Source organism: Pseudomonas sp. JBR1, assembly GCF_028198185.1.
Classification (GTDB): domain Bacteria; phylum Pseudomonadota; class Gammaproteobacteria; order Pseudomonadales; family Pseudomonadaceae; genus Chryseomonas; species Chryseomonas oryzihabitans_E.
In genome coordinates, this window is the sequence record NZ_CP116340.1 from 3,330,635 (window position 1) to 3,347,779 (window position 17,145).

The 17,145-nt window shown below is 69.1% G+C and carries 13 protein-coding genes; 3 read left to right on the forward strand and 10 right to left on the reverse strand.

Translation table 11 applies throughout. The features are described 5' to 3' along the window. Nucleotides 1–3: 3 nt before the first annotated feature. From pstA to PJ259_RS15395, 3 genes are all read right to left on the reverse strand, one after another. Nucleotides 4–1,674 (reverse strand): phosphate ABC transporter permease PstA, encoded by a 1,671-nt coding sequence (gene pstA, locus PJ259_RS15385; RefSeq protein WP_271653389.1) that lies wholly within the window; start codon nt 1,672–1,674, stop codon nt 4–6. 28 nt (nt 1,675–1,702) lie between these two features. Continuing rightward, nucleotides 1,703–3,988 carry an ABC transporter permease subunit gene (locus PJ259_RS15390; RefSeq protein ID WP_271653390.1) on the reverse strand — a complete coding sequence of 762 codons (2,286 nt, stop codon included), beginning with the start codon at nt 3,986–3,988 and terminating at the stop codon, nt 1,703–1,705. Between the two features lie 94 nt (nt 3,989–4,082). Continuing rightward, nucleotides 4,083–5,054 (reverse strand): PstS family phosphate ABC transporter substrate-binding protein, encoded by a 972-nt coding sequence (locus tag PJ259_RS15395; protein ID WP_059316664.1) that lies wholly within the window; start codon nt 5,052–5,054, stop codon nt 4,083–4,085. A 267-nt stretch (nt 5,055–5,321) separates the two neighbouring features. Between PJ259_RS15395 and PJ259_RS15400 the strand changes: the two genes are divergently transcribed. From PJ259_RS15400 to PJ259_RS15410, 3 genes are all read left to right on the forward strand, one after another. After that, a complete protein-coding gene (locus tag PJ259_RS15400; RefSeq protein ID WP_271653391.1) occupies nt 5,322–6,620 on the forward strand; it encodes an MFS transporter in 1,299 nt (432 codons plus the stop codon). Between the two features lie 11 nt (nt 6,621–6,631). Continuing rightward, nucleotides 6,632–7,813: a M20 aminoacylase family protein gene (locus tag PJ259_RS15405; protein ID WP_271653392.1), complete on the forward strand. Its 1,182-nt coding sequence runs from the start codon at nt 6,632–6,634 to the stop codon at nt 7,811–7,813. A 110-nt stretch (nt 7,814–7,923) separates the two neighbouring features. Further along, complete coding sequence (locus PJ259_RS15410) at nt 7,924–8,790, forward strand: hypothetical protein (RefSeq protein WP_271653393.1); 867 nt, start codon at nt 7,924–7,926, stop codon at nt 8,788–8,790. Nucleotides 8,791–8,810: 20 nt separating this feature from the next. Here PJ259_RS15410 and PJ259_RS15415 read toward each other — a convergent pair whose 3' ends face one another. From PJ259_RS15415 to arnA, 7 genes are read right to left on the reverse strand one after another with little or no spacing between them, the layout of a single operon-like run. Beyond that, nucleotides 8,811–10,493 (reverse strand): ArnT family glycosyltransferase, encoded by a 1,683-nt coding sequence (locus PJ259_RS15415; protein WP_271653394.1) that lies wholly within the window; start codon nt 10,491–10,493, stop codon nt 8,811–8,813. Next, on the reverse strand, nt 10,493–11,890 hold the full coding sequence (locus PJ259_RS15420) for a UDP-glucose dehydrogenase family protein (RefSeq protein WP_271653395.1): 1,398 nt from the start codon (nt 11,888–11,890) through the stop codon (nt 10,493–10,495). Before PJ259_RS15420 ends, PJ259_RS15415 begins: the two co-directional genes overlap by 1 nt. Next, nucleotides 11,887–12,288 (reverse strand): 4-amino-4-deoxy-L-arabinose-phosphoundecaprenol flippase subunit ArnF, encoded by a 402-nt coding sequence (gene arnF, locus PJ259_RS15425; protein WP_059316670.1) that lies wholly within the window; start codon nt 12,286–12,288, stop codon nt 11,887–11,889. Before arnF ends, PJ259_RS15420 begins: the two co-directional genes overlap by 4 nt. Next, a complete protein-coding gene (locus PJ259_RS15430; protein WP_059316671.1) occupies nt 12,285–12,626 on the reverse strand; it encodes an EamA family transporter in 342 nt (113 codons plus the stop codon). The genes arnF and PJ259_RS15430 overlap by 4 nt, the downstream gene beginning before the upstream one ends. Continuing rightward, nucleotides 12,623–14,266: a lipid IV(A) 4-amino-4-deoxy-L-arabinosyltransferase gene (gene arnT, locus PJ259_RS15435; RefSeq protein WP_271653396.1), complete on the reverse strand. Its 1,644-nt coding sequence runs from the start codon at nt 14,264–14,266 to the stop codon at nt 12,623–12,625. Before arnT ends, PJ259_RS15430 begins: the two co-directional genes overlap by 4 nt. Further along, entirely contained in the window at nt 14,263–15,144 is an 882-nt protein-coding gene (gene arnD, locus PJ259_RS15440; RefSeq protein WP_271655879.1) for a 4-deoxy-4-formamido-L-arabinose-phosphoundecaprenol deformylase, read from the reverse strand. The genes arnT and arnD overlap by 4 nt, the downstream gene beginning before the upstream one ends. An 11-nt stretch (nt 15,145–15,155) precedes the next feature. Then, nucleotides 15,156–17,135, reverse strand: a complete 1,980-nt coding sequence (gene arnA, locus PJ259_RS15445; RefSeq protein WP_059316673.1) for a bifunctional UDP-4-amino-4-deoxy-L-arabinose formyltransferase/UDP-glucuronic acid oxidase ArnA — start codon at nt 17,133–17,135, stop codon at nt 15,156–15,158. Nucleotides 17,136–17,145: the final 10 nt, after the last annotated feature.

Consider the following 17,145-nt stretch of genomic DNA (forward strand, 5'->3'; position numbering starts at 1 on the left):
CCGTTAATCTTCCAGCAGCCGGTATTTTTCGCGCAGCCGGTTGCGCAGCAACACGGCGGACACATTCAGCCCGGCGATCACCAGCACCAGCAATAGCGCGGTGGCGTAGACCAGCGGGCGGGCGGCTTCCACGTTGGGGCTCTGGAAGCCAACGTCATAGATGTGGAAGCCCAGGTGCATGATCTTCTGGTCCAGGTGCAGATAGGGATAGTTGCCGTCCAGCGGCAGCGAGGGCGCCAGCTTGACCACCCCCACCAGCATCAGCGGCGCCACCTCGCCGGCGGCCCGGGCCATCGCCAGGATCAGACCGGTCATCATCGCCGGGCTGGCCAGCGGCAGCACCACCTTCCACAGGGTCTCGGCCTGGGTGGCGCCCAGCGCCAGGGAGCCTTCGCGGATGCTGCGGGGAATCCGTGCCAGGCCCTCCTCGGTGGCGACGATCACCACCGGTACCGCGAGGATCGCCAGGGTCAGCGAGGCCCATAGCAGGCCCGGGGTGCCAAAGGTCGGCGCGGGCAGGCTGGCCTGGAAGAACAGCTGGTCCAGGGAGCCGCCCAGCACATAGACGAAGAAGCCCAGGCCGAAGACGCCATAGACGATGGCCGGCACCCCGGCGAGGTTGTTGACGGCGATGCGGATGGTGCGGGTCAGTGGCCCCTGGCGAGCGTATTCGCGCAGGTAGATGGCGGCGATGACGCCAAAGGGGGTGACGATCACCGCCATCAGCAGGGTCATCATCACGGTGCCGAAGATGGCCGGGAAGACGCCGCCCTCGGTGTTGGCCTCGCGCGGATCCGCGCTGAGGAACTCCCACAGCCTGCTGCCATAGAAGCCGAGCTTGGCGCCCACGCCCATGGCGTTGGGCTGGTAGGCGCGCACGATGCGGGCAAGGTTGAGCTCCAGGGTGCGGCCCTCGACGTCGCGCAGCACCACGCTGTCGCGCCGCCGCTCCTGGCGCAGGCCGGCCAGCTGATCTTCCAGGTCGCTGTAACGCGCTTCGAGCTCGGTGCGGCGCGCGGCGAGATCGGCCTGGGCGGTGGCATCGAGGCGGCCGTCCAGCTCCAGGCCACGGCCCTCCAGGCGCAGCCGCTCCAGCGCATGATTGACGCTGCCAATGTCATGCTTTTCCAGGCGCTCCAGGCGCTCGCTCAGGTCACGGGTGCGCAGCAGCCGGCGCTGCAATTCGGGCACGGCCGCCGCGCCCTTGGCCACCTGGCGCCCCTCTTCGCGCACCTCCAGCGCATAGCCGTAGAAGTTGCCCCATTCGCGGCGCTCCAGCACCAGAACGTCGGCGGGGGTCTGCCGATCCTGCAGCCAGTCACCGATCAGCCAGACGAAATCGCTGCCATAGAGGTCGCGATTGCCCAGCTTGAAGAGTTCGCGGGTCAGGGTTTCACCGCCGCCAGCCGGCAAGGTCATTCCGGCACTCTGCAGACGCGCCGCCGGTACCGCTTCGCGCTCCACCACCTCGCCCAGCACCAGCCGCGGTTCGAGACCCGGCGGCGTATAGCGCGCCTGCACCACCTCGGCCGGCCAGAAATGCGCCAGGCCGCGCACGGCGATGATGCCGATCAGCCCCAGGGTCATGAGCACGGCGATGGCCACCGCGCCGCCGGTGAGCCAGACGCCAGGCGCGCCGCCGCGCAGCCAGTGGCCAAGAGAGCGCCGCTTCACGACGCCTCGTCCCTGCGACGCGCTTGATTCAGAGCGCCGCATACTTTTTCCTCAGCCGCTGGCGGATCAGCTCGGCCAGGGTATTCATCAGGAAGGTGAAGCTGAGCAGCACCAGCGCGGCCAGGAACAGCAGCCGGTAATGGGTGCCGCCCACCTCGGATTCGGGCATCTCGACGGCGATGTTGGCGGCCAGGGTACGCATGCCCTCGAACAGGTTGGCATCCATGATCGGGGTGTTGCCGGTGGCCATGAGCACGATCATGGTCTCGCCCACGGCGCGGCCCAGGCCGATCATCAGCGCCGAGAAGATGCCGGGGCTGGCGGTGAGCAGCACCACCCGCGTCAGGGTCTGCCAGGGGGTAGCGCCCAGGGCCAGGGAGCCCAGGGTCAGGCTGCGCGGCACGCTGTAGATGGCGTCCTCGGCGATGGAGAAGGTGTTGGGAATGACGGCGAAGCCCATGGCCAGCCCGACGATCAGGGCGTTGCGCTGGTCGTAGGCGATGCCCAGCTCCTGGCTCAGCCAGAGACGCAGGTCGCCGGCGAACAGCAGCTCTTCCAGCCAGGGACTGAGCGAGAGTGCCAGCGCCGTGGTCAGCAGCACCACCGGCAGCAGCAGCAGGCTCTCCCAGCCCTCCGGGATCCGCTCGCGCAGACTTAGCGGCAGCCGCGACCAGCCGAAACTCGCTGCCAGGATGCCCAGCGGCAGGAGCAATAGCAGGCTGAACAGCCCCGGCAGGTGATTTTCCACGAAGGGCGCCAGGAACAGGCCGGCGAAGAAGCCGAGGATCACCGTGGGCAGGGCCTCCATCAGCTCGATGACCGGCTTGACCGTGCGCCTCATGCGCGGCGCCATGAAGTAGGCGGTGTAGACCGCCGCGGCGATGGCCAGGGGCGCGGCGAACAGCATGGCGTAGAAGGCCGCCTTGAGGGTGCCGAAGGTCAGCGGTGCCAGGCTCAGCTTGGGTTCGAAATCAGTGGTGGCCGCACTCGACTGCCAGACCCGCGCCGGCGCCTCGTAATTCTCGTACCAGACCTTGCCCCACAGCGCCGACCAGGAGACTTCCGGGTGCGGATTGTCCAGCTTGAAGCCGAGCAGCCGGCCGTCCGCTTCCAGCAGCAGGCGATCGGCCCGGGGCGACAGGGCCAGCATCCCGGCAGTCGGCGCGATCTGCTCGCGCAGCAGGGTACGCCCGGCGGTGCTGTGGAAGACGCCGAGCTCGCCTGTGGCGTCCAGCGCCAGAAAGCCCTTGCGCCGCTGTTCGGGCACCAGCTGGACGATGGGCGCAGCGCCCAGCTGGAAGCTGCGGATGTGCCGCAGCACCGGCTCGCCATCCGGGCCGCGGACCATGAACCATTGGCCGATGCCGCCCTTGGCGGTGCCCACCAGCAGTGACACGCCGCCTAGCAGCTGGGCGCTGGCGGTGATCTCGTCATCGGCTGCGTCGAGCAGCTTGTAGTGGCCGTTGAGACTGCCGTCGCGCAGATCGAAGACATCCGCCTGGGCGCGGCCATTGAGGGCATAGAGCCAATGGCCGCGCGGGTCCAGGTAGAGGGCTTTGGCGGCGGCATTGAGTGGACCGAATTGGGTAGAGCTCCGCACCGGGCTCGCTGCGCCGCCGGTCACCGGTGGCGCCAGTCCGGCGAGTCGCAGCGCCGTTACCCGATTGCCCTGGGCGCCGGCGAGCACCAGCAGGTCATCGTCACCGGCAATGGCGACGCGGTCCAGGGCCACGCGCGGAGCGCCCAGGTCCAGCGGCTCGCGCCCGTAGGGGAAGTCGAGCTCGGGGGTGATGACACGGCTACCCTGGGGATAGCGGGAGACATAGCGCTTGTGCGCCACCAGCACGCGGCCGTCGGACAGGCCCAGGGCGATCAGCCCGCGAGGGGCGTCCTGGGCCTGGCTGGTGATGGCCACCCCGGGCGGCAGCGGCAGGCGCTCGCGCGTGATCGGCTGGCCGTCGGCCAGGGTGAAGAACACCGCCTCGCCAGCGCTGGAGAGGTGCAGGCCAAGGCGATTCTGCTCATCGATACCCAACAGCAGCGGTGCGCCAGCGGCGGCCAACCAGCTGGGCTGGGGCAGCGGCTGCGCTTCGAGACTGGCGCCACGCAACAGCGGCAGTACCACATAGGCCAGATAGAAGAAGATCAGGGTGATGGTGGCCAGGACGGCAAGGCCGCCCACCAGCACGGACCCTCGTACCAGTCGATCCTGCAGGGCCCGCCAACGTCGCCGCCGGCGTAGTGCGGGCGTGTTGAAGTCCAGCCGAGCAGGGCCGCGAGGATCGGGCAGGGACGGGGGTACCGGGGATTTCATGGCGCAGAGCCTAATCACGTCGTGTGACAGAAAGGTTACAGCGAATGGGCGGCCGCAGCCGCTACCACCGTGGCAGCGACAGGGCGCCAGGCGCTCAGTAGCCCAGGGTCTTCAACGCCTGCTGCACCACCGGGGCCGGCAAGGGAATGTAGCCATCCTTGACCACGGCCTCCTGCCCCTTGCGCGAGAGGATCAGCCGCAGGAATTCCCCTTCCAGGGGGTCGAGCGGGCGATTGGGCGCCTTGTTCACATAGACGTAGAGATAGCGCGCCAGGGGATAGCGCCCGGACAGGGTGTTTTCCTGGTTGTCCTCGACGTAGTCGGTGGTGCCTTGCCGGGCCAGGGCCACGGTGTGGACGCTGGCGGTCTGGTAGCCGATGCCGGAGTAGCCGATGCCACCGAGGGACTGGCTGATGGCCTGGACCACCGAGGCCGACCCGGGCTGTTCGTTGACGTTGGCGCGGAAGTCGCCACGGCACAGCGCCGCTTCCTTGAAATAGCCGTAGGTGCCCGACACCGAATTGCGACCGAATCGCTGGATCGGCCGCTTGGCCCAGTCACCGGTCAGCCCCAGGTCACCCCAGGTCTTGAGTTCGCGTGGGCCACCGCAGAGGCGGGTGCTGGAAAAGATCGCATCGACCTGCTCCAGGGTCAGCTGGCGCAGCGGGTTGTCCTTGTTGACGAAGATCGCCAGGGCATCGATGGCTACCGGCACCGCGGTGGGCTGGTAGCCGAAACGCTGCTCGAAGGCCTGCAACTCGGCGTCCTTCATCTTGCGACTCATGGGGCCGATGCTGGCCGTGCCCTCGATGAGCGCCGGCGGCGCGGTGGACGAGCCGGCCGCCTGGATCTGGATGTTGAGGTTGGGATACTCGCGCTTGTAGCTCTCGGCCCAGAGCGTCACCAGGTTGGCCAGGGTGTCGGAACCCACGCTCGACAGGTTGCCGGAGACCCCGCTCACCTTCTGGTAGTCGGGGATGGCCGGGTCGACGCCCTCGGCCCGAGCGGTCGTGCCACTCAGCGCCAGAGCGAGCGCCACAGCGGTCAGCGGACCTTTGACGTACATGCCGGATTCCTCGCGGGGATGGGAGACGGGCCTGGGCCGCCGACGCTCAGGCGCAAGCGGGCACTCTAGGCGGGCATTGTGACGGATTTATGAGAGAGCGCCAGCCGCACTCGGCGCTTCGACTAGGCTGCAAGGACGCCGCTTCCTGCACCAGGCTGGCGCAGGCAGCGACCACTCGTCCGGCGCCAGGGCTCTGCCTTGCGACTCTCGCGTACCGGACCATCATTTGCATAGCTACGCATTCATCTCAGTGCAGAGGAACGCACCATGGCCCAGGCTCTTCCGACGTCCTCCACCCCGGCCGCTCAGGCAACCACCGCCCCGCCCTCGCGCGCCAAGCTGATCGCCGCGGCCAGCCTCGGCAACGGCCTGGAGATGTTCGACTTCACGGTGTTCAGCTTTTTCGCCGCCATCATCGGCCAGCTCTATTTCCCCTCGGATACCCCCTACGGCTCGCTGCTGATGGCGGTCGGGGTCTTTGGCGTCGGCTTCGTCATGCGGCCGCTGGGCAGCATGGTGCTGGGCGCCTATGCCGACCGTCACGGCCGCAAGCAGGCCATGCTGCTGACCATCTCCCTGATGGGCCTGGGCAGCGCCCTGATCGCCTTTACCCCGACCCACGCCCAGATCGGCCTCGCCGCACCGCTGATCCTGCTCCTGGGGCGCCTACTGCAGGGCTTTTCCGCCGGCGGCGAGATAGGCGCCGCCACCACCCTGCTGCTGGAATCGGCCAGCCCCGGCCGGCGCGGCTTCCATGTCAGCTGGCAGGTGATCAGCCAGGGCGGCAGTGCCCTGCTCGGCGCCGCCTTGGGCGCCCTGCTCACCCGCAGCCTGTCCGAGGCCGAGCTGCACGCCTGGGGCTGGCGTATCCCCTTCCTGGTCGGGCTGCTGATCATCCCGGTCGGCCTCTATATCCGCCGCCAAGTGGACGAGACCTGGCGCGGCGCCGGCGCGGTCGAGGGCGGTCCGGTGCGCGCCTTCCTGCGCGAGCATCCGCGGCGCTTCGGCCTGGGCCTGTTGATCGTGATGTCGGCCACCCTGCTGACCTACCTGATGCAGTTCTACATGCCCACCTACATGACCCGCATCGTCGGCCTGCCGGCCACCAGCGCCTACCTGGCCGGGGTGGCCTCCAGCGCGGTACAGATGGCCGCCGCCCTGGCCGCCGGCCTGCTGCTGGACCGCTTCGGCCGCTACAAGCCGGTGGCCCTGGTCAGCCTGGCGGTGGCCCTGCTGGGCATCTACCCGGCCTTCGTCTGGTTGAACGACCCCACCACCCAGGGCCTGGCCTTCGCCGCTCGCTTCGTGGTGATCACCGCCATGAGCGTCAACATGACCGCCGGTCTGCTGCTGATCCTCGCCGGATTGCCGCGGCCGGTGCGCGCTACGGGCCTGGCCATGACCTACGCCCTGGCGGTGACGTTGTTCGGCGGCACCGCCCAGTTCATCGCCACCTGGCTGATCGAGGCCACCGGCAGCCCGCTCGCCCCGGCCTGGTACCTGATCGTCATGCTGCTGATAGGATGGCTGGCATTGCTGAGCTATCCCGAACGCCACCTGGACTGAGAGAGATCGCCATGAGCCTTGCCACCGCTGCGGATCAAGACGCCACCGCCCGTCACATCGCCGGCTACCTGCCGGAAATGGTCGCCCTGCGCCGCGACATCCACCGCCATCCCGAACTGGGCTACCAGGAGCAGCGCACCAGCGACCTGGTGGCCGCCGCCCTCGCGGGCTGGGGCTACGAAGTCCATCGCGGCCTGGGCGGCACCGGGGTGGTCGGTACCCTGCGCGCCGGCAGCGGCAGTAAGGTGCTGGGCATCCGCGCCGACATGGACGCCCTGCCGATCCTGGAAACCACCGGGCTCGACTACGCCAGCCAGCACCCCGGACGCATGCACGCCTGCGGTCACGACGGCCACACCACCACCCTGCTCACCGCCGCCCGCTGCCTGGCCGAGACCCGCGCCTTCGACGGCACCCTGCACCTGATCTTCCAGCCAGCCGAGGAAGGCCTGGGCGGCGCCCTGAAGATGATGCAGGACGGCCTCTTCGAGCTGTTCCCCTGCGATCAGGTATTCGGTCTGCACAACATGCCCGGCGTGCCCACCGGCAAGTTCTGCTTTGTCGACGGCGCCGCCATGGCCTCCTCGGATACCGCCCTGCTGCGCATCCGTGGCCAGGGCGGCCACGGCGCGGTACCGGACAAGGCCGTCGACCCCATCGTCGCCAGCGCGGCCACGGTGATGGCGCTGCAGACGGTGGTCTCGCGCAACGTGGCGCCGCTGGACACCGCGGTGGTCACCGTGGGCAGCATCCACGGCGGCGAGGCCTCCAACGTCATCCCCGACGCGGTGGAGATGAAGCTCACCATCCGCGCCTTCCAGGACAGCACCCGCGACCTGCTGGAGCAGCGCATCGGCGCCCTGGTGCGCGCCCAGGCGGAAAGCTTCGGCGCCACGGCCGAACTGGACTACCAGCGTGGCTATCCGGTGCTGGTCAACCATGACAGCCCCACCGCCTTCGCCCGCCAGGTGGCGGTCGAGCACTTCGGCGCCGAGGCCCTGCATCCCTTCGCGCCCATCCCGGCCAGCGAGGACTTCGCCTACATGCTGCAGCAGGTGCCCGGCTGCTACCTGTTCGTCGGCAACGGGCCGAGCGCCAACCTGCACAACGCGGCCTACGACTTCAACGACGCCCTGCTGCCGGTGGGCGCGCGCTACTGGGTCAAGCTGACCGAGGCCTTCCTCACCGCCTGAGGCACCTCCTCCGTCGCGCCGGCCGCCGCCCAAGTGGCGTGCTGGCGACGGAATCTTCACGCACCGCCCGCTAGACTGGCCGGTCATTCCTTCTATCCAGAGAGGTCGCCATGCGACGTATTTCGCGCCTGGGCTGGCGCCAGGGCCTGGCGCTGGGCGTCGTTGTGCTGGCCGCGGGATTCGCCTATCCGGCCTGGCGGCATTTCCATCCGGTGAGTGCCGCCGCGGGCTGGAGCTACCGGGAGTTCGCCGCGGACATCCCCATGGTCAGTGCCCTGGCCCTGGATGCCGATGGCAGCCTGTTCGTCACCCAGGAGTTCTCCAGTCGCCGCGGCAGCCTGCTGCGCCTGCTGGCCAATGGCGAGCGCCAGCCGGTGCTGGGCGAGCTGTCCAAGCCGGATGGCCTGGTGATGTTCCAGGGCGGTCTGGTGGTCAGCCAGGAAGGCGGGCCGCTGCCGGTGTTTCTCCTGCGCGACGGGCACCGCGACGCCCTGTTCGACGGTAACGATGTCGAGGGCGTCGCCACCGATGGCCAGACCCTCTATGCCATCGAGGACCTGCCGCGCGGGCGTCTGCTCAGCTACGACCCGGTACAGCGACGCCTGGCGGTGCTGCGCGAGGGCCTGGAAGAAGGCGAAGGGGTGGCGCGCTGCCCGGATGGCCGGCTGTTCTATACCGAAAAGGCCAAGGGCTGGGTCAAGCAGTGGCAACCCGGGGGTGCAGACACCCTGGTCGCCACGGGCCTCGACGCCCCCGGTTTCGTGCAGTGCTCGGCCGATGGCCTGTGGATCACCGAGGATGCCACCCACGGCGCCCGGGTGCTGCTGGTCGAGCCCGACGGCCACCTGGTCACGGTGCTCTCGCACCTGCGCTCGGCGCAGACCCTGATCCGCCGTGGCGACGGCCACTATCTGGTCGCCGAGCAGGGGCGCAACCGGATCCTGGAGTTCTCTCGAGAAGCTGGAGCCGACCGCTAGGGCGACCGGCTCCAGGGGCCTCAGGGCAGGCGATACACCAGGCAGGGATTGCCGTTGAGACGGCGGCCCAGCACCGGGGTCAGGTCGGCCAAGGGGGTGCCGGCCAGCAGGCCGCGGTCGTCGCGGGCCAGGATGATCCAGGCGCCGGACGGCAGGTGCGCCAGGTCCGCGACCTGGGGTCGGGCGATGAAGATCGGCTGCTCGTCATGGTCCAGGTTCATCATGTAGCGGATCGCCCAGCTATCCTGGCCGAGGCCAAAGAACACCAGCGGCCCCGGCTGCTGCTGACGCAGGCCTTCCACCTGCTGGACGAAGCCGCGGGTGTCGTACTGCAGGTCCTGCGCCGGCTCCACCACCGCGACCAGCATCAGCCACTGGGCGGCCAGCGCCAGGGCGCTCAGGGCAAGCAACTGGCGACTGCCGCTCAGGCGGCGCCAGCCGACCAGGGCGGCGATCTGCAGGGCGATGAAGACCGGCACCAGCAGCGCCAGGGAAACGTCCGGCCAGTAGCCGTGGCGCTGCCAGAGGTGACGACAGACCAGCATGGCCACCAGGGCCAGCCCGGGCAGCGCCAGCACCAGCGCCGTGTAGAGCGGCGCGACCCGGCGGAACCAGCCCTCCGCACGCAGCAGGCCATGGGCGGCGATGGCGGCCAGGAAGGGCACCATGGGCACCACATAGTAGGCGCGCTTGAAGTGCGGGATGGACAGCCCGATCAGGATCAGTAGGCCGCTGCCGGCGAGTCCCAGCAGCAGACGACGCTGGGCGGTGTGTGGCCAGCTCAGCAGGCGGCGGCGCTCGGCGATCAGTATCAGCAGCGCCAGGGGCAGCACCGGCAGATAGCGATACAGACCTAGTTGCAGATAGAACCAGAACGGCTTGCCGCTCTCGTCCAGCCGGCCGGTGACCTGCATGTGCCAGACCTCGGCGGCGAAATCCGCGCCGCCTTCATGGTGGGCCAGCTGGATCAGCGTCCACCAGCCCAGGACGAGCAGGGCCAGACCGGCCAGGCCATAGCCAAACAGGCGTTGCAGGGCGAAGGTGCGGCGCGCCGGTTCGCCCCAGGCCACCACCAGCCAGTAGAGACAGACCACGCCGCAGGGCTCGATCAGCCCGAGCGGGCCACGGATGGCGAAGCCCAGGGCGAACAGCGGCAGCACCAGCAGCCGGCGCAGCGGACGACCGTCGCGGTCGGCGCTGTGCATCAGATAGAAGCAGGCCAGCACCACCAGGGCGACCAGCTGGTCCAGGCAGACCGCGCGGGCCTTTTCCAGCCATTGCGGGGTCAGGGCCACCAGCAGCACCGTGAGCAGCGCCCAGGTGCGGCGGGTGTCGGCCAGCAGTCGATAGGTCAGCGCCAGCACGCCGGCCGAGGCCAGGGCGGTGGGCAGGACATTCGCCAGGTGATTGGGCGCGCCGATCACCCGCGCCGCCAGCCAGCTCAGCCAGGTAGCGGTGCCGGGATAGTCCGGATAGGGCTGGCCGTAGGTGGTGGCGAAAAAGGATGGGCCATGGCGGAACATCTCGCCGAGAAACACCGCCCAGCGGCCGTCGAAGCCCTGGGGCGCCTGGTTCCAGATGCCGAGGGTGAACATCAGGGTGGCGACCAGTCCGAGCAGCAGGCTTTCGCGGCGCAGGCGACTGGCCGCCGGCAGCGTGACCATGGGCGCGCTGCGTGGGGTCAGGGGCATCGGCGAGACCATCAGGCGGCATCCACGCGGCGGGCGACCTGGGGACCGCTCAGGGCAGCGCCACGACCGATGGCGAAGTATTCGATGCCGCGGCGCTCCATGCGCTCGGGATCGAACAGGTTGCGGCCGTCGAAGATCAGCGGCTGGTTGAGCTGACGGGCGATGAGGTCGAAGTCCGGGGCCTTGAACTGTTGCCACTCGGTGCAGATGACCAGGGCATCGGCGCCGGCCAGGGCCGCCTCAGGGGTGCCCATCAGCGCCAGGCGCTCGTCATGGCCATAGAGGCGCTGGGCCTCGGCCATGGCCACCGGGTCGAAGGCGCGCACCTTGGCGCCGGCTGCCCAGAGGGCTTCCATCAGCACCCGGCTGGGCGCATCGCGCATGTCGTCGGTGTTGGGCTTGAAGGCCAGGCCCCAGAGGGCGAAGGTGCGACCGCGCAGGTCGCCGTCGAAGTAGGTATTGATGCGCTCGAACAGCTTGGTCTTCTGGCGCACGTTGATGGCTTCCACGGCGCGCAGCAGATCCAGCTCCACGGCATTTTCCTCGCCGGTGCGGATCAGCGCCTGCAGGTCCTTGGGGAAGCAGGAGCCGCCGTAGCCACAGCCCGGGTAGATGAAGTGGTGGCCGATGCGCGGATCGGCGCCGATGGCCTGGCGCACCGCCTCGATGTCGGCGCCGACGTGCTCGGCGAGTTCGGCGATCTGGTTGATGAAGCTGATCTTGACCGCCAAGAGGCTGTTGGCGGCGTACTTGGCCAGTTCGGCACTGCGCAGGTCCATGCACTGGATACGGTCATGGTTGCGGTTGAAGGGCGCATAGAGTTCGCGCATCACGTCGCGGGCCACCGGCGAGTCGGTGCCCACCACGATGCGATCGGGCTTCTTGCAGTCGGCGATGGCGGCGCCTTCCTTGAGGAATTCCGGGTTGGAGACCACCTCCACGTGCAGGGTGCGGCCCTCTTCGGCCAGCACCTCGTGGATCAGCGCGCGAACGCGGTCGCCGGTGCCCACCGGCACGGTGGACTTGTTCACCACCAGCAGCGGATCGCGGGAGACCGGCTGGCCGATCAGCGGCTCGCGACGCAGGCGGGCAATGGTCTCGGCCACGGCGAAGACGGCGGACAGATCGGCCGAGCCATCGGCGGCCGGCGGGGTGCCCACGGCGATGAATTGCACGGCGCCATGGGCCACGGCCTCTGCGGCCTCGTGGGTGAACACCAGGCGACCGGCGGCCAGGTTGCTGCGCACCAGCTCTTCCAGACCCGGCTCGTAGAGGGTTACCTCGCCGCGCTTGAGCTTGTCGATCTTGGTGCGGTCGATGTCCATGCACACCACCTGGTGGCCGACTTCCGCCAGCACGGCGGCCTGCACCAGACCCACGTAGCCGATGCCGAAAACGCTGATGTTCATAGGGTATTCCTCAGGGTGGGAGTGGCGCTGGCCCGGGGCCCGCCGACAAGGGCGACGCCGGCCACGACCAGCGCGACGCCCAGGGTTTTCCAGGGGGTGAAGGATTCAGCGGCGCCTGGCAGCCAGGCCGCGCCGAGGTGGACGAACACATAGGAGAGGCCCAGCGCCGCATAGGCGCGACCCAGCGGCAGGCGCGCCAGGGCCGCCAGCCAGGCCAGCAGCGACAGGCCATAGCAGAGGATGCCCAGGGCCAGCAGCAGACCGGCCGCGCCGAACAGCGCCGACGGCGTGCTCAGCCACGTGGCCATCGCCGGCAGCCGCACCAGGGCGGCGCGCAGGGACAGTTGCGCGAGGGTGGTGAGCAGGATGCTCAGGCCGAGCGGGAACAGGCCGTTCATGCCTGGCCCCCCAGCAGCGCGGCGCCGGCGACGATGCAAAGGCAGCCGCACCAGGCGCGGGCATCCACCCTCTCGCCAAACACCAGCCGGGCCAGCAGGGTCACCGCCAGGGTGTTGAGCGAGAGCAAGGGATAGGCGACGCCCACCGGCACCCGCTGCAGCACCGCGCACCAGACCAGCAGAGCCACGCCCAGGCAGACCAGCGCGCCCCACAGCCAGGGCGAACGCAGTCGCGCGGCCAGGGCACCGCCCGCAGCCACCGCGCGCTTCTGGCCCAGTTGGCCGGCGCTGGTGAGCAGGATCACCAGGGCGATCAGCAGGCCGTCGACGGCGCTCATTGCCCGGTCCTCGGATAGACCAGCAAGACCAGGCGCTCGCTGGCGATGCTCTCGCCTGGCTCGGGCAGGCTGTCGAGCAGCTGGCGGTCACTGGGGCCGTCCACCCGCAGCAGGATGGCCACCGGGCCCTGGTCGCGATGGGCGGCGAGCCAGCCGGCCAGGTCGCGCTCTTCGATCAGGCGCCCGCTGTCGGGTTCACGGGCGAAGCCGTACTTGAGTTCGCCCGGACCGCCTACCAGCACCACGTCGTCGCGGTGGGTGGCCCAGGCCAGGCTGGCGGCCACGCCGAGGTCGTTGCTGAGCAGCAGGCCGGCGTGCTTGAAGTGGCCGAGCTGGGCCTGGATGAAGCTGCTCGGCAGCTTGTTGTCGACCAGGCCGTTGGGCAGCGCGACGGACAGCAGCGGCAACAGCACCCAGAGCGCCAGGGCCGGCGCCAACAGGGTACGCCGCGGCCAGACCAGCGCCGCCAGACCGGCCAGCAGCAGGGCCAGGGGCGCCAGCAGGGCCAGGCCATGGGTCAGGCCTTCACCGGCCGCGTAGAGGCGACCGCCGTAGATCAGCAGGGCCACCAGCCCCGCCAGGCCCAGGAGCAGGTTGCACAGGCCGTTCAGGCGCAGCGCGCCGGTGGCACCGCGGCGTCCGGCCTCCAGCAGGGTACGCGCCAGCAGCGGTACCAGAGCGGCCAGGACGGGCAGCAGGTAGGTGGGCAACTTGCCCCGGCTGAGGCTGAAGAACAGCAGCTGGCCGACCACGGCGATGCCCAGGAAGGCGGTGCCGACATGCCGGCGTTCCTGCCAGGTACGCCCCAGGGTACGCGGCAAGAGGCCGGCCCAGGGCAGGATGGCCACCAGCAGGATGGGGCCATAGAACCAGAAAGGCCGCTCGTGCTGGGCGTCCTGGCCAGCGAAACGCTGGATGTGTTCGTGCCAGAAGAAGAAATTCCAGAAGTCCGGATCGCGATGGGCCACCAGCAGCGCCCAGGGGGCGACCACCAGAGCGGCCACCAGCACCGCGAGGGGACCGCGGCAGAGCAACTCGCCAAGGCGTCCCTGCAGCAGGAAGAAAGGCACGGCCACCAGCACCGGCAACACCAGGGCGAGAAACCCCTTGGTCAGCAGGCCACAGCCACAGGCCAGGCCCAGCAGTGCCCACTGGCCCAGGGCCGCGCTACGGGTTTCGGCGGCCTGCGCCTGCCAGAGGGCGAGCAGCGCCAGTGCCATCCAGAAGGCGAACTGGGCATCAAGGGTCACATAGGTGGCCAGCCCCGCCACGGCCATGCAGGAGAGATAGAGCACCCCGGCGAGCAGCGCCAGGGGACGGTCCTGCCAGATCAGCCGGGTCAGGCGCACCACCAGGGCGGCGGTGGCGAGACTGGCCAGCAAGGGCACCAGGCGCACGCTGAACAGCGAATCGCCCAGCCAGGCCTGGGCGATGGCCTGGGTCCAATAGCCGCCGATGGGTTTTTCGAAGTACGGCAGGCCGAGGAAGTGCGGCACCACCCAGTCGCCGCGGCGCCAGAGTTCCTGGGCGATCTGCGCATAGCGCGACTCATCCGGGATCCACAGGCCACGCCAACCCAGCGGCAGCCCGTAGGCCAGTAGCGCCAGCGGCAGCAGCATCCAGAACCGACGTTGACTCATGCCTGCACGCCCAGCCAGCCCTGGCGTCCGGCCAGGCTGCCCCGCACCAGGTTGCCCGCGGGCAACTGGCGCGGGTCGGCCGGCAGGCGGTCACCCAGGGTCAGAAAGAGAATGCCCTCCTCCCGCGCCGCCTTGAGCAGGGCGCGGAAGTCCTCGGCGAAGGCGATGCCTTCCACCTCGGCGTGCAGGGTGTAGACGTTTAGCGCGCCCGGACGGAAGCGCTTGAGCAGGTAGCTGTTCCAGTTGGCGGCAGCGAGTTCAGGGCCGACCACTTCGTCGAAGGTCGGCATGTCCACCGGTACCTGAGGGGTGCCGTGGCCGCCGTTGCCCAGCCGCGGGCGGAACAGGGCGCTGCCGCGGCAATCGCTGTTGTATCTGAGGCCGAAGGCCTCCTTGGCCAGCACCACGCGCGGATCGGCGCGCCAGCCAGCGGCGGCGGAGCAGTCCACCTTGGCACCGAGGATGTCTTCCAGGGCCTGCAGACCGCGACCGAACTCCTCGCCCAGGCGCTCCAGGCTCCAGCTGCCGGTATGGGCCTGCCAGGCGTGGTGATCCCAGGCGTGCAGCCCGACTTCATGGCCACGAGCGCGGGTCTCGCGCATCAGGTGGCCGAGGTCGCGGCCGATGGGCCGACCCGGCCAGGCGGTGCCGGCCAGCAGGATGTCCCAGCCATAGAGGCTGGCGGCCTTGGACCTGAGCATCTTCCACAGGAAGGTCGGCTTCACCAGGCGCCAGAGGTGGCGCCCCATGTTGTCCGGCCCGACGCTGAAGAAGAAGGTGGCCTTGACCCCGGCCTCGTCCAGCAGGTCGAGCAGCCGCGGTACCCCTTCGCGGGTGCCGCGATAGGTGTCCACGTCGATGCGCAGGCTGGCCGGGATCAAGGTGTTCATCAGGCCTCCCGCTGCGCCATGGCTTCGCGCAGGAAGAAGTCCAGCGTCTTGCCGACGGTGGCGGCCATGGCGGTGCTCGGCTGCCAGTCGATCAGGCGGCGGGCGTTCTCCACGCTGGGCTTGCGGTGGGCCACGTCCTGGTAACCGTCGCCATAGAAGCTCTTGCTCTCCACCTCGCGGAAGCCGGCGAAGGGCGGGAATTCGTGGCGCAGCGGATGGGCCTCGAACTGGGCCAGCAGCTCCTCGGCCAGCTCGCGAATGCTCGCTTCGTTGTCCGGGTTGCCGATGTTGATGATCTGGCCGTCACAGCGACCGCCCTGGTTCTCGATGATGCGGAACAGCGCCTCGATGCCGTCGTCGACGTCGGTGAAGCAGCGCTTCTGGGCGCCGCCGTCCACCAGCTTGATCGGGGTGCCTTCCACCAGGTTGAGGATCAGTTGGGTGATGGCTCGGGAGCTGCCGATGCGCGCCGAGTCCAGGCGATCCAGGCGCGGGCCCATCCAGTTGAACGGGCGGAACAGGGTGAATTTCAGGCCCTTGGCGCCATAGGCCCAGATGACCCGGTCGAGCAGCTGCTTGGAGACCGAGTAGATCCAGCGCTGCTTGTTGATCGGGCCGACCACCAGGTTGGAGCGGTCTTCGTCGAAGCGCTCGTCCTGGCACATGCCGTACACCTCGGAGGTGGACGGGAAGATCACGCGCTTTCCGTACTTCACGCAGTGGCGAACGATCTTGAGGTTTTCTTCGAAGTCCAGTTCGAACACGCGCAGCGGATTGCGGGTGTATTCGATGGGGGTGGCGATGGCCACCAGCGGCAGCACCACGTCGCACTTCTTGATGTGGTATTCCAGCCACTCGGTGTGGATGGAGATGTCGCCTTCCACATAGTGGAAATTCGGATCGACCTTGAGCCGCTCGATGGCGTCGGAGCCGATGTCCAGGCCATAGACCTCGTACTCGCCGTCGGCCAGCAGGCGCTCGGAGAGGTGGTTGCCGATGAAACCGTTGACGCCCAGGATCAGCACCCGGGTACGGCGCTTGGCGCGGCGATCCTGGCGGTGCAGGCGGGCACCGGCCACCAGGCCGGCTTCGCGGGCCAGTTGCGGACCGGACAGATAGAGGCCGTTGTCGCCCAGCTGGCCGGCCTGGATTTCCAGGACGCCCTCGCCACAGGCGATGCGCAGGGGCTCCAGGCTCAGTACGCTGCCGGGGGCCTGGCCATGGGCTTCCTGGCGCGCCAGCGCGCTCCAGACGATCAGCTTGCGATCACCGATCCAGCCGAAGGCGCCCGGATAGGGTTGGGTCACGGCGCGCACCAGGTTGTTCAGCTCCACGGCCGGACGGCTCCACTCCAGCTCGCCATCGGCGGCGCTGCGGCGGCCATAGGTGGTGGCCTGGCTCTCGTCCTGCTCGCGCTCGGTCAGGCGGCCTTCGGCCAGGGCCGGCAGGGCGTCGCGCAGAAGCGTCTGGCTGGCTTCGCGCAGCTTGGCGTGCAGGGTCAGGGCGGTGTCGTCGGCGGCGATGGCGACGCGCTGCTGGGCGACGATGGCGCCGGCGTCGGCGCGCTGGACCATGCGGTGCAGGGTCACTCCGGTCTCGGTCTCGCCGTTGACCAGCACCCAGTTGGCCGGGGCGCGACCACGATAGCGCGGCAGCAGCGAACCGTGCAGGTTGTAGGCGCCGCGCGTGGCGCAGGCCAGGACGTCGTTGGACAGCAGGTTGCGGTAATAGAAGGAGAAGATGAAGTCCGGCTCCAGGGCGCGGATGCGCTCGACCCAGATCGGGTGGTTGACGTCTTCCGGCGCGTGCACCGGGATGCCATGGCGGGCGCAGAGCTGGGCCACCGAACCGAAGAAGCGGTTCTCGCTCGGATCGTCCGGGTGGGTAAAGACGGCGGCGATGGGATAGCCGGCCTGGATCAGCGCGGCGAGGCCGGCGCAGCCGATGTCGTGGTAGGCGAAGACGATGGCGGTTTTCATCAGGGGCTTT